Source organism: Citrobacter sp. MNAZ 1397 (genome assembly GCF_023613995.1).
GTDB lineage: Bacteria > Pseudomonadota > Gammaproteobacteria > Enterobacterales > Enterobacteriaceae > Phytobacter > Phytobacter ursingii.
The window spans coordinates 1,237,300-1,254,495 of record NZ_JAKIVH010000001.1; the positions used below are offsets into that span (position 1 = coordinate 1,237,300).

Sequence of the window (17,196 nt, forward strand, 5' to 3'; positions counted from 1 at the left end):
CTGTCCGGGCTACACGTTTCGTGCGGCACATACGTAGCCCGGTTAAGCGTCGCGCCAGCCAGGATCAGGCATCGCTGTGAATATTCAGCACCCGACGTGTTTTGCCGGAGCTTAAATAATCCGCGATATAATCCTGTGAAATCTCCCCGTTATAGCGCCCGGCTTCATCAACAATGGGCATCCAGCTGGTGTTACTCTCATACAATTTTGACAGAACCACGCGCAGATTATCCTCAGCTTTGCCGGTGATACGGAATGGATGCAACAGCCCGGCGCAGTCGCCCTGCGCGCCGCGCGCCTCCCGACGTTTCACAAAGCCCAGCGGTTTACCGTCGCCATCGACCACGGTAATCGCGCGAATATCGTTATCATCCATCATTGCGAACGCCTCCTGCGCGGCCGTTGACTCACGTACCGTCAGCGTAGGCTGTTGATCGGTGACGTCGCCTGCAGAAACCAATAGCAGGCGTTTCAATGTGCGGTCCTGACCGACGAAAGAACCGACAAACTCATTAGCCGGTTTCGCCAGCAGTTCGTCCGGGCTGGCGCATTGCACAATACGTCCCTGGCGGAATACCGCAATCCGGTCGCCCAGCTTTAACGCCTCATCAATGTCGTGACTGACCAGCATGACCGTCTTTTTCAACGTGCGCTGCATCTCCAGAAACTGATTCTGGATCACTTCGCGGTTAATGGGGTCGACCGCGCCGAACGGTTCATCCATCAGCAGGACCGGTGGATCTGCCGCCAGTGCGCGAATCACCCCGATACGCTGCTGCTGGCCGCCGGACATTTCACGCGGGTAGCGGTGAAGGAATTTTTTCGCATCGAGCGCCACCATCTCCATGAGCTCTTCGGCGCGGCTTTTACAGCGGGCTTTATCCCAGCCCAGCATGCGCGGCACCACGGTAATATTTTCTTCAATGGTCATGTTGGGAAACAAACCGATCTGCTGGATAACATAGCCAAGATTGCGCCGCAGGCTGACGATGTCCATTTCGCTGGTATCGTTGTCATTGACCAGGATTTTACCGCTGCTGGGCATAATCAGGCGGTTAATCATCTTAAGCGTGGTCGTTTTGCCGCAGCCGGACGGGCCCAACAGTACGCACATTTCACCCTGCGGCACGTGCAGGTTGATGTTGTCGACAGCCTTAACGGTCTGGCCATTTTTCTGTGTAAATTGTTTGGTCAAATTTTCCAGTTTTATCATTATCGAATCCCCTTCGGTGTCAGTACCACCTGCAAGCGATGCAGTAACCAGTCAAGCACGATGGCCAGTAAACAGATCATCAGCGCGCCCGCAATCAGCATGCGGATATCGCTGCCGCCGATACCATTGAGTAACAGCAGCCCAAGACCGCCAGCGCCGATAACTGCCGCAATGGCCATAACGCCAATATTCATCACTACGGCAGTACGAATGCCGCCGAAAATCACCGGCAGCGCCATGGGTATTTCTACCCAGCGCAGACGTTGCCAGAAGGTCATGCCAATACCGCGCCCGGCTTCGCGCAGGCCTGGAGGCAGGCTGTCCAGCGCCGTATGGGTGTTCCGGACTATAGGCAGTAAAGAATAAAGGAACACGGCGGTGATAGCGGGCAGGGCGCCGATCCCCTGACCGACCAGCGAAAACAGCGGGATCATCAAACCGAACAAGGCAATCGACGGGATGGTCAGGACAATGGTTGCCAGTCCCAGCACCGGCGTTGCCAGCCATTTATGCCTTACGATAAGGATCCCCAGCGGCACGCCCGTCACAATGGCCAGACCGACAGCAAGCAGTACCAGCCAGAGGTGCTGAACGGTGAGCATTGCCAGATAGCTCCAGTTATCAATCATGTAATGAATCGTATCCACAGGCGCTCCTTATAGCAGACCTTTCTCACGCAGGAAGTCGTGCGCCACCTGCTGTGGCGTCTGATGGTCAATATCGACTTTTGCGTTGAGCGTCATGATGACATCGTTATTGAGCAGGCCGGAGAGCGTATTAAGCGCCTCTTCCAGCCCCGGGTTGGCCGCCAGCGTGTCTTTCCGCACGACCGGCGTTACGGCATAGCTGGGGAAGAAACCTTTGTCGTCTTCCAGCACTTTCAAATCGAAGCCTTTTACCCGACCATCTGTCGTGTAGACCAGACCGGCATCGACGAAACCATCACGGACGGCGTTATAAACCAGCCCGGGATCCATCTGACGGATTTGCGGCCTGTCCAGCGCCAGGTTATAGGCCTGCTGGAAGGGTTTCATGCCATCGCTACGTCCGGAGAATTCAAGATCCAGCCCCAGCATCCAGTTGTGTTTGGGATCGCTCTTCCGAATCTGCTCAATCTTCGCCACCATGTCCGACATGGTGTTGATGTGCTCGGCTTCCGCGCGTTTGCGCTGCATGGCAAAGGCGTAGGTATTGTTCATGTTGGCGGGTTTTAGCCACACCAGACCGTGTTTTGCATCCAGACGTTTTACCGTTTCGTAAGACTGCTCTGGCGTCATCCGCTCTTTTATATGATTGAAGATAATCAACGAGGTGCCGGTATATTCCCACGTCATATCAACCTGTTTGTTGATCATGGCGTTGCGGGAAATCACCGTGGCAATATTGGTTTGCGGCTGCACCTGGAACCCTTTTTTTTGCAGATACTGCACCGTCAGGGCGGAGAGAATGTGCTGCTCCGTAAAGCTTTTGGTCGCCAGAATCAGTGGGGCGGCGTGCACGCTGGCGGTAAAAAGCAGCGTGGCACTCAATAGCCCCAACAGGCGTGAAGTCAGTCTCATAGGGATTCCTTTTCTTATTATCAGGCCGAGTGAGGACTCAGAAAACGCCCGAGCGTCGCCAGCAGCGTGTCCAGAATCAGGGCAAACAGAGCGGTAGCCGCCGCACCCAGGATCAAGGTCGGGAAATCGTTCAGATAAATGCCCGGGAAAATCAGCTCACCATAACTGCTGGCGCCGATTAAAAAGGCCAGCGGCGCGGTGCCCACATTGATTGCCGTGGCGATACGCACCCCGGAGAGGATAACCGGCAGCGCATTGGGCAACTCCACTTGATAGAGCCGTTGCCATTTGGTCATGCCGATACCGTTCGCGGCTTCCAGCAAGGCTGCCGGAACCGAGCAGAGCCCTGCATAGGTATTTCGCACAATGGGCAGCAGCGAGGCCAGGAAAAGGGCGAAGATGGCGGGCTTATCACCAATCCCGACGATAACCATCGCCAGGGCAAGCACAGCCAGTGGTGGTAACGTGTTACCAACGTTAAAAATCTGCATCACGTATTCGGCGACACCGCGCGCAGCCGGGCGGCTAAGCGCAATTCCACTGGGAATACCGATCAGTAGCGCAAAGAACATGGAGCTGAACACCAGAATAAGGTGCTGTTGCCCGAGATAGACTAAATCGACCTGGCGGGCTCTGATGGTATCCAGACCAATACCCCAGACCAGGAGCGCCAGTACGACGACGATCGCCGCAGTAAACAGCAAGGCGCGTGAGAGCGCAGAAGTGTGCATTGCAGTGTGTCTCCCTGTGTGCATGCGTTATGGCAACGGAGGGTTGCGTGTTGTTATGCCATGTTCGGCAGGGTAGTTGAGCTATAGCAATGACCTGGGAAGGATTCCAGTTTCAGGAGAATCTTTTAAGATGCGGATTTTGCAGATGATTTACGCCATCGCTGATGGGATAACGGTTAAGAGGGGAGCTAAAGAATTGTCTTAAAATCACGCCCTTAAAGTGACGTTGTCACTTTAAGGGCGTAATGCAGCTGATTATCGGGATAACGCTTTTTGGGCAACCGGCATTAATAAACGGCTCTGCCAGTCGCTCAGGGTTAATTGCGTAAGCCTGCCGGTAGCCTGCCAGAACGGGTGACGGGCTTGCGCTACAAAAACTTCAAGAAAGCGCCCGGCCCAGGGCAGAAGATGCCAGGCAAGTAGCTCATCGCAGGTGGTGTAGCGCTGATTTTCAACAAGCCAGGCTGCCAGCATCAGCAGGGTGCCAAAATGATCTTCCGGCTCATTCTGGCTGGCCTCCCAGGCTATCTGGTTGTCACGCATCCACTGGCGAAGTTCGAGTGTAGATTCGCCAAAAAGGACGCTCTCTTTGTCCAGCCAGACGGATCCCCAGGGCGGCGCAGGCAGCGCCCACGGGCCAATAAACAATCGCTGCCAGGCCTCGGAAATCGTCTCCTCGCTTTCAGCGCAGAATAAGGGCACGAGCGGTACCAGTGCCTCCGGTGCCAGCGGCCATTGTGTTTGCCATTCCCCTTCGCAAAATGCGGCGATCAGCGCTTGAGCCTGCTCGCTTTCCGGCGGGTAGTAAAACATCGCACCCAGTATTCGTGCCGAAAAGGCGAAATCGTCTGTATGTAAAGTGTCAGTCATTAGGTTCCCTGCAACTCAGCTTAACCAGCAACTGCCATGCCGACAGTCATGTGTAACCCGTAGAACAGACCACGGCCAATCAGCTCACCTACGACCACCAGCGCGATACCGGCCACCAGGCTTACCGCGCGTGGTTGTTTTCGCATGACCAGCGGGCAGATCCAGCAGCCGAGGCCAGCAGCCAGCAGGACCATCCGCCAGACCTGCATTTCGCCCCAGGCGGGCACCAGCATGCTGGCCTGCTGTACGGAACTGTGGATCCCTGCAAGGCTCATGCCTTGCAGGATAACCAGACCGAGGCTTGCCAGCAACGCCACTGCGCTCAGCGAGGCGAAGGTCGCGCCGTTGAAAGTAATGTGCGCCAGACGCAGCAGCAGCGCCGCCAGTAACGGGCCGCCGAGTAGCATAGTGAGGAAGAATCCGACAGTGGTATAACCGTTATACCAGGTCGGAACGGTATCAATCTGATAGACGCGGGTCATGGCCCAGACAAATACCACGCCCAGCACCATGCTGACAATCAGCCATATTCTGCCCAGCGCAGCGGGCATTTTCCCGAGCACGGTGACCAGCCACCAGAAGCCGCCGACAGCAAAAAACAACGACCCCGCGGCGATTTCATTACTCAGCGCAGAGGCGCCCACGCGGTTTAACGAGTTAAGCGCGCGCATCGGTGAACCCAGGTGCATCATGGAGGCGACAAAACCGATCCCCATGAGTACCCACAGAAAGAACATGCTCAGCGTGATGCGACGCTGACCGGGCGCATCGTCTTTCGCCGCCATCCAGCCCATACCGGTGACGATTAGACCACCCGCCACGCATTGCCCTAACACGGTGAACAGCACCAGCGGCCATTCATGCCATCCGTTTCCCATCTTACACCTCCAGCGGATTTGCCAGATAGCCGGTGGTATCCCCTGTCGGGCGGCTGTTGGCGTTAGGTTTAATCACGATGCACGGCTTCGTGAAGTGCGACGCCGGGAGCGGGGCGACAGCCGCCAGCTCACCGTGTTTTTTGCGCAGCTCGTCAATCGGGCCGAAATCCAGCGCACGCAGCGGACAGGATTCCACACAAATGGGTTTATGCCCCTCGGCGACGCGACTGTAGCAGCCGTCGCACTTGGTCATGTGCCCTTTTTCGGCGTTGAACTGCGGCGCGCCGTACGGGCAGGCCATATGGCAGTAACGGCAACCGATGCAGATATCTTCGTCCACCACCACAAAGCCGTCTTCGCGTTTGTGCATCGCCCCGCTGGGGCAGACTTTGGTACAGGCCGGATCCTCGCAGTGGTTACAGGCGATGGAGAGGTAATAGGCGAAAACGTTCTGGTGCCAGACGCCGTTATCTTCCTGCCAGTCTCCACCCGCGTATTCATAAATGCGGCGGAAGCTGACATCCGGGGTTAAGTTCTTGTAATCCTTACACGCCAGCTCACAGGTTTTGCAGCCGGTGCAGCGTGCGGAGTCGATATAAAATCCATATTGTGTGCTCATCGGCTACTCCTTAAACCTTTTCGATTTCGACCAGATTGGTGTGCTGCGGGTTACCTTTCGCCAGTGGCGACGGACGGTGGGTGGTTAAAGTGTTCACGCAACCACCATGATCAACGCGATCGCCATTCATATCGGCGTTGTGCCAGGCGCCCTGGCCCATGGCGCTCACGCCCGGCATGATGCGCGGTGTCACTTTGGCCGCAATGCGTACTTCGCCGCGGCCGTTGAACACCCTGACGGTATCCCCACTGGCAATGCCGCGTTTTTGCGCATCAATCGGGTTAATCCACACTTCCTGGCGGCAGGCGGCCTCAAGGATATCGATATTCCCGTAGCTGGAGTGCGTCCTGGATTTGTAATGGAAACCGAACAGCTGTAGCGGATATTTGCTACGCGCCGGGTCGTCCCAACCTTCCGGCGTCGAGGCGTAGACCGGTAACGGACTGATCACTTCCCCCTCAGGAATCTCCCAGGTATTGGCAATGTTAGCCAGGCTGCTGGAGTAGATTTCAATTTTGCCAGAGGGCGTTTTCAGCGGGTTAGCCTGCGGATCGTCACGGAATTTTTTATAGGCCACATAGTGCCCGGCGGGGTCTTTACGCTTGTAAATCCCTATTTTTTTCAAATCGTCATAGGAGGGCAACTGAGGATCTTTTGCCAGCATTTTGGCGTAAAGATACTTAAGCCACTCTTCCTGTGTGCGCCCTTCGGTGAATTTCTGATAAATATCCGGCCCAAGGCGTCTGGCGATCTCGCTGGTTATCCAGTAAATCGGTTTGCGCTCGAATTTCGGTGCGGTAACCGGCTGGATAAAGATCAGATAACCCATGTTCCCCGCGTAATCGTTCGGAATGATATCTTCCTGCTCAACGGTCATTAAATCAGGCAGCAGGATATCCGCGTACATTGCCGACGAGGTCATGAAATTCTCAATGACGACAATCATTTCGCATTTCTTGTCGTCCTGTAAAACGTCATGGGTATGGTTGATGTCGCCATGCTGGTTGGTGATGGTGTTTCCGGCGTAGTTCCAGATAAATTTGATGGGGACGTCGAGTTTGTCTTTACCCTGAACGCCATCACGCAGGGCTGTCATCTCCGGCCCGCGCGCAATGGCATCGGTCCAGGTAAAGCAGGAGATTTTGGTTTTTACCGGGTTTTCCGGCATCGGCATACGTTCAATGGTAATGGTATAGGTGGACTCGCGCGCGCCGCTGTTTCCGCCGTTGATCCCGACGTTCCCGGTCAGAATAGGCAGCATCGCGATAGCGCGGGAGGTCAGTTCGCCGTTCGCCTGACGTTGCGGGCCCCAGCCCTGGCAAATACAGGCGGGTTTGGTTTGGCCAATTTCACGCGCCAGTTTGACAATACGATCGGCGGGGATGCCGGTCACGGCAGAGGCCCATTGCGGCGTTTTGGCAATGCCGTCATCACCCTGACCTAAAATATAGGCTTTGTAATGACCATTAGCTGGCGCGCCTTCCGGCAGGGTTTTTTCGTCATACCCGACGCAGTACTTGTCCAGAAAGGGCTGGTCGACCATGTTTTCGTTAATTAAGACCCAGGCAATACCGGCAACCAGCGCGGCATCGGTGCCCGGACGGATGGGGATCCACTCATCTTCGCGCCCGGCAGCGGTATCGGTATAACGCGGGTCGATAACGATCATCCGCGCGCCGGAACGCTCGCGAGCCTGTTCCAGAAAATAAGTGATGCCGCCGCCGCTCATACGGGTTTCGGCCGGATTGTTGCCAAACATCACCACCAGTTTGGTGTTTTCGATGTCTGACGTGCTGTTGCCTTCATTGGAGCCGTAGGTGTAAGGCATCGCATAGGCGATTTGCGCCGTACTGTAAGTGCCGTACTGGCCGAGGAAGCCGCCATAAATGGCCATCAGGCGGGCAATAATAGAAGCAGAAGGGGAAGAGCGGGTGATATTGCCGCCCACGATACCCGAGGAGTAATTAATGTAGACTGCCTCGTTACCGTATTTTTCCACAATTCCTTTCAGACTGCCTGCGATGGTGTCGAGCGCTTCATCCCAGGAGATGCGTTCAAATTTGCCTTCGCCCCGTTTGCCCACGCGCTTCATTGGGTAATTAAGACGATCCGGGTGGTTGATGCGACGGCGGATTGAACGCCCGCGCAGGCAGGCGCGAACCTGGTGATTACCGTAAACATCATCCCCGGTGTTATCGGTCTCGACCCAGTAGACCTCGTTATCGCGCACGTGAGAACGTAACGCACAGCGACTACCACAGTTCACGGAGCACGCGCCCCATACCACTTTATCTTCGGCGGGTTGCAGGGCGCTTTGAACCGCAGCCGCCGCGGCGCGCATACCAAAAGGAAGAGAAAAACTGCCTGCCGCCAGCGCCAGCGAACCCAGCGCGGTGGATTTAACGAGTGTTCGTCGGCTGATCCCGCCACCACTCTCAATAATGGACATAGCTCACTCCGTTATAGCTTATAATAGAAAGATATTACCCACCGAAATTACGAGCAGGCTAACAATGGGAGTGATGTTACTTAAGAAGAGGTAGAGGGATCTTAATGGGGATCAAGAAGAGGGCTAATCCCCATTATTTTTGCAGGGAAATAAATTTATTGCGCGGCGGGTTTGTCACTCTCTTGCGGCGTTATTTCACCAGATTGTGAGTTTGCGCTACCCCGGGTGCGGGTATAAACAATTTTCCAGTTGTCATTACTGCAATGACCCACTACCTGCGCACCAGACGCGCTACTTTGATCGTTAGGTTCGATGGTGAGCGTAAAGTCTGTTTCTGGTACGCCGTTATTTATAATTCTTTGTTGTATATCGTTTTTTACTCTTTCGCAGGAATCCGGCGCGGCATAAGCGGAGACCGAACCGAGGAATAAAAGTGCACCTAACCAGAGTGAATGTTTCATTTGCGACTCCTTCTACATTAATAACGTTAAATGCATAGCAACTGAGATATAAGGCTAAGCCAAATCAGCATAAAACAGGAATGCGCATTATCTTAGTTTTGTATCGCTATATTATAAAATATATAGCGTGGTGTGTTTTCTGTAGAAAACGGGCAAGCTTATCAATATTGTTTTGCCGTGCCGAATCAGCAGGTCACACCAGGTAAAAACCCTCGCCAGTACCGATCGCCAGTGGGAACAGTGGGGCGAGAAGGTGTTGATCCATCGCGGTCTGGATGAGCAGAAAATCGCCAATCGTAACGCCATGTCCCCCATCGCTGTCAGTCCCGTCGCTCGCGTGAGGGGGGATATGCTCGCAGGACGCCAGATTATCGCGCGTATTTTCAAGCAAATCCGGGGCACAAAGGGGGAGCGACCATTCATCAAACAGATGTAAATAGCGCGTTCCCGCACCGAAATGTCCGTTACCAGGCAGGATGGCGCAATCGAAAGGTTCTTTGGTGAAATCGACATTGTCGATATCCATCCCGATGCTGGGCACTTTCGCCGGGGTGATAACGCTAAACCACGGAGCTGGCTTTGCCGGGCATCGGGGGTAAAACCCCTCTTTCTGTGACGAAATGAGATTCCCACTGCCCGAATAATTACAAGATTTGCTAAGATAAGCGCAACGCATTGTGAAATTTGGGTGAACCTATTGAAAAAACAAATGATACTCATCGCTCTGGTCGCCACGCTGGCGGGCTGCGATGATAGCAAAGGACCTGTATCTTTTACGCCGGAGATGGCGAGTTTTTCGAATGAATTCGACTTTGACCCACTACGCGGTCCAGTAAAAGATTTCAGCCAGACGTTACTGAATGAGAAAGGTGAGGTATCGAAGCGCGTCAGCGGGACGATGTCCAAAGAAGGGTGTTTCGATTCACTGGAATTGCACGACCTGGAAAACAACACCGGGGTTTCGCTGGTGTTGAATGCCAACTATTACCTTGATGCCGACACGCAGGAAAAGCGTCTGCGTCTGCAGGGGAAATGCCAGTTGGCGGAATTCCCCAGCGCAGGTCTGACCTGGGAGACGGATGAGCGCGGCTTTATCTCTTCCGCACGCGGCAAAGATGTAGAAGTGAACTACCGCTACGACGACGAAGGCTATCCGCTGGGGAAATCAACAACCTCGAAAGATATGCATCTGTCAGTTATCTCGACCCCGTCGAATATAAAAGGTAAGAAGCTTGATTACACGTCGGTCAGCACGCTGAACGATAAACCACTGGGTAATGTCAAACAGAGCTGCGAGTACGACAAGCATGATAATCCGGTAGCCTGCAAGTTAGAGATTGTCGATACGAGCGTGACGCCTTCTGTTGCGAAGAAATACAGCATTAAGAACACCATCGAATACTATTGATGGCGTTGACCGCCGCGCTTATTGCGCGGTGGGCTTCAGTAAGGTCCCGCCGCTGCTTTTATGATTTTCCAGGTATTGCTGCTGGAAAATGCACATCCGGATGGTATTACGGTACTCACCGTTAATAAAAAATTCGTGAATCAATTCGCCTTCCACCATAAACCCGAGTTTGCGGTAGATATGGATGGCTTTCTCATTCTCTTTATCCACGATCAAATAGAGCTTATACAGATTTAATACCGTAAAGCCGTAGTCCATCGCCAGTTTTGCCGCGCGGGTGGCGAGGCCTTTTCCCTGATGCTCAGGCGAAATGATTATCTGGAATTCGGCCCGGCGGTGAACGTGGTTAATCTCAACCAATTCGACCAGACCGGCTTTATCGCCATTACATTCCACCACAAAACGGCGTTCACTTTGATCGTGAATATGCTTGTCATATAAATCTGACAGCTCGACAAAGGCTTCATACGGTTCTTCGAACCAGTAACGCATGACGCTGGCGTTGTTATCCAGTTGATGCACAAAACGCAAATCCTCACGTTCGAGCGGACGAAGTTTGATATGAGCAACATCGGTCATATGAAATCCTTTTAACAACGCGAAGGCGGGCGTTGGTTAACGCCCGGGGAACGAAAGGGGGGTTATGGCGTAATCTGACGGCCGGTGCGGCGGTCAAGGCAGCGCAGGGTGTTGGGTTCCCAGTATGCATTCACGTTGGCGCTTTTGTGGCAGTTATCCTGGGCGTCAAAGGCGACGTCAGTCTTATCCCACTCTTTTTCCACGCGTTTGTTGACTTTGTGGCGCAGCGAACGGGTGTCATCCCACTGTTCTTTTTCCATGGCTGCTTGCTGGCGGCTTTGTGCGCTGTCGCCGGATTCAATCACTAACTTATTGGTCTGCGCTGGGGCGCTGGCGGTGTACACGATGGCACCCAGCGTCAGCATTGCCGTCAGGCACAGGCGTTTGCTCAGTGAAATGTTCATTGCAATTTCCTTCTTGAGGGGATCTAAAAGCTACAGAGCGATTCTACTCGATTCATCCCTGGACGCATACCCTGCCGGGTGTCCACATATTAGTGGGTTATCCGTTAAGATAGTTCAATCACGACATAATGAAAACGCGAGAGATGATCAAGACAACCCTGCTTTTCTTTCTGACCGCCTTATGTGAAATCGTTGGCTGCTTTTTACCCTGGCTGTGGTTGAAACGGGGCGCTACGCCGTTGTTACTGCTTCCGGCTGCGGCAGCGCTGGCGCTTTTTGTCTGGCTGCTGACACTGCATCCTGCCGCCAGTGGAAGAGTGTATGCCGCTTACGGCGGGGTATATGTCTGCACCGCCTTGCTCTGGCTGCGGGTGGTCGATGGGGTGAAGCTCAGCCTGTATGACTGGATGGGGGCCGCCATTGCCCTTTGCGGCATGCTGATCATCGTTGCCGGGTGGGGGCGCGCCTGAGCGCCTGTTTTGTGATCGGTCGCGGCTTTTTTGATCATTATACTTGTATGGTAGTAGCTCAGTTGCGTAAATTCCCTGCATCGCAATGAAAGAGGCAAGGAATAAGAAATGAAAATTGTTGGAGCTGAGGTTTTTGTCACCTGTCCGGGGCGTAATTTCGTTACCGTCAAAATCACCACCGATGACGGTATTGTTGGGCTCGGCGATGCCACCCTTAATGGCCGCGAACTCTCCGTAGCGTCATATTTGAAAGATCATCTTTGCCCACAGTTAGTGGGGCGAGATGCACATCGCATCGAAGATATCTGGCAGTTCTTCTATAAAGGTGCGTACTGGCGCCGTGGCCCGGTGACTATGTCGGCGATATCCGCAGTGGACATGGCATTGTGGGATATCAAGGCCAAAGCCGCCAATATGCCGTTGTATCAGTTGCTGGGCGGCGCCTCTCGCGACGGGGTAATGGTCTATTGCCACACGACCGGTCACACTATTGATGATGTGCTGGAAGATTACGCGCGGCATAAAGAGATGGGCTTTAAAGCGATTCGCGTGCAGTGCGGCGTACCGGGAATGAAAACCACCTACGGTATGGCGAAAGGCAAAGGTCTGGCCTACGAACCGGCAACCAAAGGTCTGTGGCCGGAAGAACAACTTTGGTCCACCGAAAAGTACCTCGATTTCACCCCGAAACTGTTCGATGCCGTGCGCAGTAAATTCGGTTTCAATGAACATTTGTTGCATGACATGCATCACCGTCTGACGCCCATTGAGGCCGCGCGCTTTGGCAAAAGCATTGAAGCGTTCCGCATGTTCTGGATGGAAGACCCGACACCCGCGGAAAACCAGGAGTGCTTCCGTCTGATTCGCCAGCATACCGTTACGCCAATCGCCGTTGGCGAAGTCTTCAATAGCATCTGGGACTGCAAGCAGCTTATCGAAGAGCAGCTTATCGACTATATCCGTACCACGATTACTCATGCGGGCGGCATTACCGGTATGCGTCGTATCGCTGATTTCGCTTCACTCTACCAGGTACGTACTGGCTCGCATGGCCCGTCCGATCTTTCACCCATTTGCCATGCAGCGGCGCTGCATTTCGATCTGTGGGTACCGAACTTCGGTGTTCAGGAATACATGGGTTACTCAGAGCAAATGCTCGAGGTCTTCCCGCATAGCTGGCGCTTTGATAACGGCTATATGCATCCAGGCGACAGACCTGGCCTCGGCATCGAGTTTGACGAAAAACTGGCGGCGAAATACCCCTATGACCCTGCCTGTCTGCCGGTTGCCCGGCTGGAAGATGGCACGTTGTGGAACTGGTAATAACGCTCGTTGACATGGACGTTCATTAAATAATAACTCTCTTACTCGGGAATATAATTATGGTTAGTTCAGTGGATATCAAAAACGCAACAGACAATACGCCTGTAATCAAACGTGTCGCCACTGCGTCGGCGATCGGTACTGCGGCGGAATATTATGATTTCTTCGCTTACGGCACGGCGGCCGTTCTGTTTTTTGGTCATCTCTTTTTCCCCAGCAGCGATCCCCTTATTAGTACCCTGGCGGCATTCGCCACCTATGCGGTCGGTTTTTTAGCCCGTCCGTTGGGCGGCATCGTCTTTGGCCATATCGGCGATAAAGTCGGGCGTAAAAAAGCCCTGGTCATCACCATTTTAATTGTGGGCCTGGGGACATTCTGCATCGGCTTATTACCGACGTATGAAAAAATCGGTATCTGGGCGCCGGTATTACTCATCCTGATCCGTGTATTACAAGGTTTTGGCGTCGGGGGAGAACAGGCGGGGGCGGTATTAATGACCGCCGAATACTCCGCACCGGTACGCAGGGGCTTTTTTGCGAGCTGGGTACAAATTGGCGCGCCAGCCGGCTTCCTGTTGCCGATGGCGCTCTTTGCTTTACTCAACGGCGTTCTCTCGCCAGAGGCGATGATGGATTACGGCTGGCGTATTCCATTCCTGCTGAGCGCATTGTTGGTGATCGTCGGCCTGTTTATTCGCTTACGTATTGATGAGTCACCGGTGTTTGCCAAAATTCGCGAAACCAAAGCGGTTGAATCCCGCCCGGTTGTCGAAGTCATCCGTCATTATCCGGGCATTGTGGTGAAAGGGGTGTGCGCAAAATTAATTGAAGCCTGTACCTTTGCCATGTTTACCGTGATTGTGCTGGCTTACGGTAAAGCGAATAACTTAAGCGCCAATATTCTGATGGATGCCATGATCGTCGCCGTACTGTTGGAAATTATTGCCATTCCGGCGATGGGGGCGTTAAGCGACAAAATTGGCCGTAAACCGGTTTATATCACCGGAGCATTATTACAAGTGATCGCCATTATTCCGTTCTTCCTCGCAATCAATCAGGACAGCTATTGGCTGACGCAGATAGCGATGGTGATGGTTATTACCTTTGGCCACAGCATGTGTTATGCCCCCCAGGCCTCGTTCTTCCCGGAATTGTTCCCGACACATATCCGTTGCAGCGGTATCGCCCTGATCTGGCAGGTCGGTTCGCTGATCGGTAGCGGTGTGCTGGGTCTGGTTGCGGTGAAAATCCTGCAGATGACGGGTGGGCATTATTACGGTATGGCGGCGTATGTCATCGTATTGGGTGTGATTTCAGTCATTGGACTTGCGCTGATGCCTGAAACCGCCCCGCGCCGACGCCAGGGGGAGTACCAGCAGTGGGGACAACACTGATAATTAAAGATAGGACTAACTGACCTTCTTTTGTCACCTCCTCGCTGGAGGTGACAATTCATTAAAACAACGGCAAAACCTCATCCTTCTTGTATGGTAGTTGACCTGAATCAAAGATGTCATACCAATCAAATGAGATGGTTTACAACATGATGATGTCACTCACCGCAATGAAGCGATTTTTAACTATCAAATGAGTAAAACCATGGAAAATCAGCTGTTAAAGGCGAATGCCGTTGTTCCGGCATACGACCGTCAACGTCTTGTCTCACGCATTGTGCATCTCGGCTTTGGCGCGTTCCATCGCGCACACCAGTCCGTTTATGCCGATATTCTGGCTGCAGAACATGGCAGCGACTGGGGATATTGTGAGGTCAACCTGATTGGCGGTGAGCAGCAAATTGCCGATCTGAAAGCACAGGATAATCTCTATACTGTGGCGGAAATGTCGGCTGATGCCTGGACTGCGCGTGTTGTTGGCGTCGCAAAACGTGCACTGCATGCCCAGGTTGATGGTCTGGAAACGGTTCTCGCGGCAATGTGCGAACCGCAGGTGGCGATTGTGTCGCTGACGATTACGGAAAAGGGTTACTGCCACTCGCCGGCTACCGGGCAATTGATGCTCGATCACCCGTTTATTGCCGCTGATTTACAACATCCGCAACAGCCGAAATCTGCTGCCGGGGTGATTGTTGAAGCACTGGCGCGTCGTAAAGCGAAAGGGCTGGGCGCCTTCACCGTGATGTCCTGCGATAACATGCCGGAAAATGGCCATGTAACACGTAACGTCATTTGCGCTTATGCCCGCGCAGTAAATGCAGAACTTGCCGACTGGATTGAAGCGAATGTGACGTTTCCGTCAACCATGGTGGACCGTATTGTTCCCGCTGTGACGGCGGATACGCTGGATAAAATCGAACAGCTGACGGGTGTGCGCGATCCGGCGGGTGTAGCTTGTGAGCCGTTCCGTCAATGGGTTATCGAAGATAACTTTGTGGCAGGTCGCCCGCAATGGGAAAAAGCCGGGGCCGAGCTTGTCTCTGACGTGGTGCCGTTTGAAGAGATGAAACTGCGTATGCTCAATGGCAGTCACTCTTTCCTCGCGTACCTGGGCTATCTGGCCGGTTACCAGCACATCAATGAGTGCATGGAAGATGATAACTACCGTCGCGCCGCTCATGCGCTGATGTTGCAGGAACAAGCGCCGACGCTGAAAGTGAAAGGGGTAGACCTGGCACATTATGCCGATCTGCTGATTGCCCGTTACAGCAACCCGGCTCTGCGTCACCGTACCTGGCAGATTGCAATGGACGGTAGCCAGAAACTGCCGCAGCGTATGCTGGATTCCGTGCGCTGGCATCGTGTGCATGGTCATCCCTTTGATTTGCTGGCGCTGGGTGTTGCTGGCTGGATGCGTTATGTGGGCGGCGTGGATGAGCAAGGTAATGCGATTGAAGTCAGCGATCCGCTGCTGGCTGTGATTCAGAACGCTGTGGCGAGCAGCGCAGAAGGGGACGCTCGCGTTAACGCACTGCTGGGTATTGAAGCGATTTTTGGTACTGAACTGCCGAAAGATGAGACCTTTGTTGAGCAGGTAACACGCGCCTATCAGGCACTGCTGGCAAATGGAGCGAAAGCGACGGTGGCGCAGTACGCAGCGAAATTCTGATCTAAATGCCGCCCTCAGGCGGCATAACACCGTTAGTGCAGGCCAAGGCGAATCAATTCAACAGGTTCGAACTGGCCTTCACAACCTTCCACTTCTACCGTTTTGCTACGACGCAGCTGAGCTGGCGTCAGTCCATCGGCATGGATAGCGACAATTTTCCCGGTACGACCTGTGCCATTAATCATGACGCGGCTGCCGGTGGTGATTGCATTACGGTTACGATCATAAGTCATCATGGTGGTTTCTCCTTTTATCATCCGCAAAACATGCCGGGGCAAGGCGTCCCCGTCACGGACGCCTTATGAAAACGCTTTTGCTCAGATGATTTTTTGTTTTTGATCAACGTCACACTTTTTAGTGGGTAAAAACAGCACGACGTTTTAAAAACGAAACAGGAGGAGGGGAATTACTCTTCACTAAACCAGTCGCGATTTTCCTGACTGATGAGCTTCACAGATCCGCTGATTTCCTGCAGGTGGCGTGTCATGGCGTTATCCACCGCATCGGCGTCTCTTTTTTCCAGCGCATCAAAAATATCCTGATGCTGGCGCAGCAACATTTCCGGGGGAGATACATGGTCGAGACTCATATAGCGTACACGATCCATGGTCGCTTTCAGGTTTTCAATCGTGTCCCAGGCAAGCTGACAATCGGCAATTTGCGCGAGCTTCTGGTGAAATTCATCGTCCAACTGGAAGAAATCATTCAACTGCTTACGCTCGATGGCGGTGCGCTGCTGATTAAGATTCTGCTCCAGCTGATAACAATAGCTATCCGTCATCATCCCGGCGGCGCGGCGAGCGACCGCACACTCAATGGCCTGGCGGACGAAGCAGCCATTGCGAACCTGAGCCAGGGATATTTTATTCACATAGCTGCCGCGCTGGGGGCGGATTTGAATAAGACCGTTTTCCGCCAGCTTGATAAAGGCTTCGCGCACGGGCTGACGTGAAACGTCAAAACGGATCGACACTTCTTTTTCAGAAAGCGGCGTACCCGGCGGAATCAGACAATGAACGATATCTCGACGGAGAATACGGTAGATTTGCTGGTTGACGGGTTGCGTCGGGTTGAGCTGGGTTTCAACGATCATTCGCACTTACTTTTTAAGAGGTTAACCCATCTACCATACCATTAAATAGACGCCGTTCCCATACCCGGCCCGCAGG

The 17,196-nt window shown here is 53.5% G+C and carries 19 protein-coding genes; 5 read left to right on the plus strand and 14 right to left on the minus strand.

Annotated features, from left to right (window positions below):
* Window positions 1-64: 64 nt before the first annotated feature.
* From osmV to L2097_RS05755, 10 genes are all read right to left on the minus strand, one after another.
* Complete coding sequence (gene osmV / locus L2097_RS05710) at window positions 65-1,213, minus strand: osmoprotectant ABC transporter ATP-binding protein OsmV (RefSeq protein ID WP_047370173.1); 1,149 nt, start codon at window positions 1,211-1,213, stop codon at window positions 65-67.
* Window positions 1,213-1,860 (minus strand): osmoprotectant ABC transporter permease OsmW, encoded by a 648-nt coding sequence (osmW, locus tag L2097_RS05715; RefSeq protein WP_047370174.1) that lies wholly within the window; start codon window positions 1,858-1,860, stop codon window positions 1,213-1,215. The genes osmV and osmW overlap by 1 nt, the downstream gene beginning before the upstream one ends.
* Before the next feature lie 9 nt (window positions 1,861-1,869).
* Window positions 1,870-2,772: an osmoprotectant ABC transporter substrate-binding protein OsmX gene (osmX, locus tag L2097_RS05720; protein ID WP_047370175.1), complete on the minus strand. Its 903-nt coding sequence runs from the start codon at window positions 2,770-2,772 to the stop codon at window positions 1,870-1,872.
* 20 nt (window positions 2,773-2,792) lie between these two features.
* The gene (osmY, locus tag L2097_RS05725; protein WP_250352321.1) at window positions 2,793-3,503 is read right to left on the minus strand and encodes an osmoprotectant ABC transporter permease OsmY; all 711 of its coding nucleotides are present in this window, start codon (window positions 3,501-3,503) and stop codon (window positions 2,793-2,795) included.
* 255 nt (window positions 3,504-3,758) lie between these two features.
* Entirely contained in the window at window positions 3,759-4,373 is a 615-nt protein-coding gene (gene dmsD, locus L2097_RS05730; protein ID WP_250352322.1) for a Tat proofreading chaperone DmsD, read from the minus strand.
* Between the two features lie 20 nt (window positions 4,374-4,393).
* On the minus strand, window positions 4,394-5,251 hold the full coding sequence (locus tag L2097_RS05735; RefSeq protein ID WP_047370178.1) for a dimethyl sulfoxide reductase anchor subunit family protein: 858 nt from the start codon (window positions 5,249-5,251) through the stop codon (window positions 4,394-4,396).
* Between the two features lies 1 nt (window position 5,252).
* Entirely contained in the window at window positions 5,253-5,870 is a 618-nt protein-coding gene (locus L2097_RS05740; protein ID WP_047370179.1) for a DMSO/selenate family reductase complex B subunit, read from the minus strand.
* Window positions 5,871-5,880: 10 nt separating this feature from the next.
* Window positions 5,881-8,319 carry a selenate/tellurate reductase subunit YnfE gene (ynfE, locus tag L2097_RS05745; RefSeq protein WP_250352323.1) on the minus strand — a complete coding sequence of 813 codons (2,439 nt, stop codon included), beginning with the start codon at window positions 8,317-8,319 and terminating at the stop codon, window positions 5,881-5,883.
* 155 nt (window positions 8,320-8,474) lie between these two features.
* Window positions 8,475-8,780 carry a DUF1161 domain-containing protein gene (locus L2097_RS05750; RefSeq protein WP_047370181.1) on the minus strand — a complete coding sequence of 102 codons (306 nt, stop codon included), beginning with the start codon at window positions 8,778-8,780 and terminating at the stop codon, window positions 8,475-8,477.
* Window positions 8,781-8,973: 193 nt separating this feature from the next.
* Window positions 8,974-9,321, minus strand: coding sequence for a type 2 periplasmic-binding domain-containing protein (locus L2097_RS05755; RefSeq protein ID WP_250352324.1), 348 nt, complete (start codon window positions 9,319-9,321; stop codon window positions 8,974-8,976).
* Window positions 9,322-9,489: 168 nt separating this feature from the next.
* On the opposite strand from L2097_RS05755, the gene L2097_RS05760 reads away from it, so the two are divergent.
* Window positions 9,490-10,188 (plus strand): YnfC family lipoprotein, encoded by a 699-nt coding sequence (locus L2097_RS05760; RefSeq protein WP_250352325.1) that lies wholly within the window; start codon window positions 9,490-9,492, stop codon window positions 10,186-10,188.
* A gap of 18 nt (window positions 10,189-10,206) precedes the next feature.
* On the opposite strand, the gene speG is transcribed toward L2097_RS05760, so the two are convergent.
* Both speG and L2097_RS05770 read right to left on the minus strand, forming a co-directional pair.
* Window positions 10,207-10,767: a spermidine N1-acetyltransferase gene (gene speG / locus L2097_RS05765; protein ID WP_047370183.1), complete on the minus strand. Its 561-nt coding sequence runs from the start codon at window positions 10,765-10,767 to the stop codon at window positions 10,207-10,209.
* Window positions 10,768-10,829: 62 nt separating this feature from the next.
* Window positions 10,830-11,171, minus strand: coding sequence for a DUF1283 family protein (locus L2097_RS05770; RefSeq protein WP_039078872.1), 342 nt, complete (start codon window positions 11,169-11,171; stop codon window positions 10,830-10,832).
* 143 nt (window positions 11,172-11,314) lie between these two features.
* Here L2097_RS05770 and L2097_RS05775 point away from each other — a divergent pair, with 143 nt between their 5' ends.
* The 4 genes from L2097_RS05775 (at window position 11,315) to L2097_RS05790 (ending at window position 16,027) form a co-directional block, all read left to right on the plus strand.
* Window positions 11,315-11,641, plus strand: a complete 327-nt coding sequence (locus L2097_RS05775; protein ID WP_250352326.1) for a YnfA family protein — start codon at window positions 11,315-11,317, stop codon at window positions 11,639-11,641.
* Between the two features lie 108 nt (window positions 11,642-11,749).
* Window positions 11,750-12,964, plus strand: a complete 1,215-nt coding sequence (gene manD / locus L2097_RS05780; protein WP_250352327.1) for a D-mannonate dehydratase ManD — start codon at window positions 11,750-11,752, stop codon at window positions 12,962-12,964.
* 59 nt (window positions 12,965-13,023) lie between these two features.
* Complete coding sequence (locus L2097_RS05785) at window positions 13,024-14,358, plus strand: MFS transporter (RefSeq protein WP_250352328.1); 1,335 nt, start codon at window positions 13,024-13,026, stop codon at window positions 14,356-14,358.
* A gap of 205 nt (window positions 14,359-14,563) precedes the next feature.
* A complete protein-coding gene (locus L2097_RS05790) occupies window positions 14,564-16,027 on the plus strand; it encodes a mannitol dehydrogenase family protein (RefSeq protein WP_047370187.1) in 1,464 nt (487 codons plus the stop codon).
* A 32-nt stretch (window positions 16,028-16,059) separates the two neighbouring features.
* On the opposite strand, the gene ydfZ is transcribed toward L2097_RS05790, so the two are convergent.
* Together ydfZ and L2097_RS05800 are read right to left on the minus strand one after the other, a co-directional pair.
* The gene (gene ydfZ, locus L2097_RS05795; protein WP_047370188.1) at window positions 16,060-16,263 is read right to left on the minus strand and encodes a putative selenium delivery protein YdfZ; all 204 of its coding nucleotides are present in this window, start codon (window positions 16,261-16,263) and stop codon (window positions 16,060-16,062) included.
* 170 nt (window positions 16,264-16,433) lie between these two features.
* Window positions 16,434-17,120, minus strand: coding sequence for a GntR family transcriptional regulator (locus tag L2097_RS05800; RefSeq protein ID WP_047370189.1), 687 nt, complete (start codon window positions 17,118-17,120; stop codon window positions 16,434-16,436).
* Window positions 17,121-17,196: the final 76 nt, after the last annotated feature.

Coding starts and splice junctions, on each gene's coding strand:
- osmV (WP_047370173.1), bottom strand. CDS start 1,213: ATGATAAAACTGGAAAATTTGACCAAACAATTTACACAGAAAAATGGC.
- osmX (WP_047370175.1), bottom strand. CDS start 2,772: ATGAGACTGACTTCACGCCTGTTGGGGCTATTGAGTGCCACGCTGCTT.
- osmY (WP_250352321.1), bottom strand. CDS start 3,503: ATGCACACTTCTGCGCTCTCACGCGCCTTGCTGTTTACTGCGGCGATC.
- dmsD (WP_250352322.1), bottom strand. CDS start 4,373: ATGACTGACACTTTACATACAGACGATTTCGCCTTTTCGGCACGAATA.
- L2097_RS05735 (WP_047370178.1), bottom strand. CDS start 5,251: ATGGGAAACGGATGGCATGAATGGCCGCTGGTGCTGTTCACCGTGTTA.
- L2097_RS05740 (WP_047370179.1), bottom strand. CDS start 5,870: ATGAGCACACAATATGGATTTTATATCGACTCCGCACGCTGCACCGGC.
- ynfE (WP_250352323.1), bottom strand. CDS start 8,319: ATGTCCATTATTGAGAGTGGTGGCGGGATCAGCCGACGAACACTCGTT.
- L2097_RS05750 (WP_047370181.1), bottom strand. CDS start 8,780: ATGAAACATTCACTCTGGTTAGGTGCACTTTTATTCCTCGGTTCGGTC.
- L2097_RS05760 (WP_250352325.1), top strand. CDS start 9,490: ATGATACTCATCGCTCTGGTCGCCACGCTGGCGGGCTGCGATGATAGC.
- speG (WP_047370183.1), bottom strand. CDS start 10,767: ATGACCGATGTTGCTCATATCAAACTTCGTCCGCTCGAACGTGAGGAT.
- L2097_RS05770 (WP_039078872.1), bottom strand. CDS start 11,171: ATGAACATTTCACTGAGCAAACGCCTGTGCCTGACGGCAATGCTGACG.
- L2097_RS05775 (WP_250352326.1), top strand. CDS start 11,315: ATGATCAAGACAACCCTGCTTTTCTTTCTGACCGCCTTATGTGAAATC.
- manD (WP_250352327.1), top strand. CDS start 11,750: ATGAAAATTGTTGGAGCTGAGGTTTTTGTCACCTGTCCGGGGCGTAAT.
- L2097_RS05785 (WP_250352328.1), top strand. CDS start 13,024: ATGGTTAGTTCAGTGGATATCAAAAACGCAACAGACAATACGCCTGTA.
- L2097_RS05790 (WP_047370187.1), top strand. CDS start 14,564: ATGGAAAATCAGCTGTTAAAGGCGAATGCCGTTGTTCCGGCATACGAC.
- ydfZ (WP_047370188.1), bottom strand. CDS start 16,263: ATGATGACTTATGATCGTAACCGTAATGCAATCACCACCGGCAGCCGC.
- L2097_RS05800 (WP_047370189.1), bottom strand. CDS start 17,120: ATGATCGTTGAAACCCAGCTCAACCCGACGCAACCCGTCAACCAGCAA.